This window comes from Pseudoalteromonas sp. MMG012, assembly GCF_018100875.1.
Lineage (GTDB): Bacteria > Pseudomonadota > Gammaproteobacteria > Enterobacterales > Alteromonadaceae > Pseudoalteromonas > Pseudoalteromonas aurantia.
This window is the reverse complement of the sequence record NZ_JAGJEF010000155.1, coordinates 1-2,905: the sequence shown is the minus strand read 5'-3', so window position 1 is coordinate 2,905 and position 2,905 is coordinate 1. Positions and strand designations below refer to the sequence as shown.

At 35.9% G+C, this 2,905-nt stretch carries 3 protein-coding genes; 1 reads left to right on the top strand and 2 read right to left on the bottom strand.

The window, feature by feature from the left end; translation table 11 throughout:
• Positions 1–228: 228 nt before the first annotated feature.
• Together J8L97_RS22605 and J8L97_RS22600 are read right to left on the bottom strand one after the other, a co-directional pair.
• Positions 229–1,245, bottom strand: a complete 1,017-nt coding sequence (locus tag J8L97_RS22605; RefSeq protein ID WP_211052971.1) for a transposase — start codon at positions 1,243–1,245, stop codon at positions 229–231.
• 218 nt (positions 1,246–1,463) lie between these two features.
• Positions 1,464–1,715: a site-specific integrase gene (locus J8L97_RS22600; RefSeq protein WP_211052969.1), complete on the bottom strand. Its 252-nt coding sequence runs from the start codon at positions 1,713–1,715 to the stop codon at positions 1,464–1,466.
• Positions 1,716–2,068: 353 nt separating this feature from the next.
• On the opposite strand from J8L97_RS22600, the gene J8L97_RS22595 reads away from it, so the two are divergent.
• The coding region (locus tag J8L97_RS22595; protein WP_211052967.1) for a toll/interleukin-1 receptor domain-containing protein at positions 2,069–2,905 on the top strand (837 nt) is incomplete at its 3' end.

Genomic DNA, 2,905 nt, shown 5'->3' with positions numbered 1-2,905 from the left:
GACAGCAAATAGGACAGGCACATTATTATACACTCTCCAATTGCTGGCCATGTTAACCAATACTGCTCGTTATGAAAACCATTAAAAAATGCGACCAATGAATATTCGTTTATTTCTCCTTTGCTATTCTAACGTCGATTTCCGAATTCAAGACAAGCAAAACAGCAAGCTGATGTGCTTGCTAGGTTCGTTTTGATGGTTTTTATATTCTATAGAATACGTGTTGTGTTACCCAGCCCCTTTGTACCATTTAACGTCATTCTTTGCCGCCTGTCGGCATAAAGCGTGTTTACTCCCTGCAAAGTTTGCATATTGTCGTCTAAAGCTTTGTACCTGCTCTAACAATACCGTTTCTTCTATATTGAGAATCACTAATACTCTTGGTATCGAGCGGCTTATATAGCCTGTCTTTTTTGGGTGTACATGGCGGCCACTCCAATCTACCAATTCAAAATAATCTAGTAAGCTAAATGGGATGGTTCCTGCTAAGTGCTCTCCACCAAATGGTTTTAATTCCGCAGGTTGACTTATATCAGCTGGGTCATCTTTTTGAGGGATGTTTTGAGAAGGATTTAATTGTGCTTTCTTATTGTCTTTTATTTGAGCTTTAAAGTGTAGTAACCGTTCTTGAATTGACGTATAATCGCTCTCTTCAAGCGTATTTGCCATATTCGCTCTGATTGGATTTAAATCTACATACGCCATGCAGCTCAATAGTGCTCTTTCATCTAACAGAGCTTGGGACTTATAGCGGCCCTCCCAATATTTACCCGTACAGTTATCTTCTTTATTCGCTTCTTTGGCCATGAATTCGTTCAAATTCTTCATATACCAGCTAATGTCATACAACCTCAAACGCCATTTTGACACTATTTCATTGAAGAAACTCATCGCTGCATCATCGAGTACTTCTCCACTGATATATCGGTCTACCAATAAATCACCATTGTAAAGTTGATACCAGCGCTTAATAACGTCATCATCTGACCAATCAAGCGCAGTTTGCTTATTTACTTTCACAACAAGGTGATAATGGTTGCTCATAATCGCATAAGCCGCTATTTCTATTGCAAATACGCTACTGAGCAACTTCATTCTCTCGACCAACCACTCCCTTCTGTGGTCAAAGTTCTTTCCTGAATACTTATCTTCCCCACACAAAAAAGCACGGCGTACACACCGTGCTATTAAATGGTAATAAGGCGTTGCAGACAAATCAATTAAAGCATTCCTTGCTCTTGTCATTTTAATCACTTAAATAAACTGGATGTATAAACAGTAGTTAAACCACCCAATTATGCAAGAAATTTGTGCCTGTCCCATCTTATTTTCCATCCAATGATGGTATTTTGCTCAATATCAAGGCGCTTTTATGCAGTAATAGCGGGCTATTACAAATGAAAGCAACGCCGAGAGTGAGAAAAATAGCTTTATTGGGCAAATTCGCTTATCCAGAGCTGAGGTTAATTATATCGATACAGAAAAATTATAGCGCATAAGGCTTGATTTTGAGTGGCACCACTGACAAGTCTGTTGACCGCTAAGTGGTTTAGGAAGCGCTCAATGTCATGGTTACTCATATCCTTTGGGTGTTTTTTTTCATTAAAAATGATGAACGACTTGATCCAGTATAAGTACACCTTCTCAGTTTTAATGCTATAGCGCCTTGTGCGTAGTTCGGTTCGAACAGATTCAAGAAAAGGAGATGAAGACATAAGGTGCTCTATAGCTGTATTTATATACAGTTATAATTTAATTTCTCAAAATTGCTAGCCTCTCTTCTCGTTATGTAATTTAAAAAATGCACGTTTAAATTGACATATAAACTTAATCGACTGAATTATATATAGTTTTTATTTTAGTAAAATTACATAACGACCCAAATGATTCTCGGTTAAGTAAACTCTCGGTTTCATCCGTGGTGGGAGGTGATTGTTATGTGTTAGAAAAAATGTTAAGTTACTAATATATATTGAATTAATTGGCAGTTCTGAATGTCTCTGCATGAAATAAGGGCAGAGTGTTTATCGGAATTCACGCTAATACGCTGTTATAAGCTAGGGATAGTATGGATATCAATTCTAAGATTAAACTTTTACAAAAGCTTTTAGATAAATCAGAAATGGTTAAGGTTGAGAGCAGTGGTGATACTGATTTTAAGACATGGAAAAATTTAGTAGAAAGAACATTAATTAAAGTGTTTGGAAAAGAATCGACTGAATATGAGCACTTTAGTGATTTGAAATTTTATTATCCTGCAATGATTTATACATCTTCAAGTGATTATACTTCTGATCATTTAAGGTGTTTTAGAAGGGATTTTAAAATGTTAATTGATTCAATCCAAGAATATATAGGGGAATTTGAAGAAGATCCGCAAGATAGTGTGGTTTCCACTGAAGAATCACCAGCAGATATTTCAAAAATTTTTATAAGTCATGCATCAAAAGATGCAGATGTCGTGGAAGAAATTATTGAAATGCTTGAGTCTATTGGGATCGAATCTAACCAAATATTTTGTACTTCTTTTGAAGGGTATGGAATTGGCTTAGGGGAAAACTTTCTTGATACTATAAAGTCAGAATTATCATCAGATTCTTTAGTATTGTTTGTATTATCTGAAAATTTTTACAATAGTCCTGTTTGTATGTGCGAAATGGGGGCTACGTGGGTATTATCTAAAGAGCATATCCCAATTGTCGTTCCGCCTCTATCTTATGACGATATAAAAGGTGTATTTCCTTTATCACAAGGGTTTATTTTAACTGACCCTTTAAAGCTAAACTCCTTTAAAGAAAAAATAGAAAGCACTTTTAATGTATCTAACCCTCTCAGTTTTTCAACGTGGGAAAGGAAAAGAGATAGGATATGTAATCGCTTGTCTAGCATTGTAGAAACTAGCTTA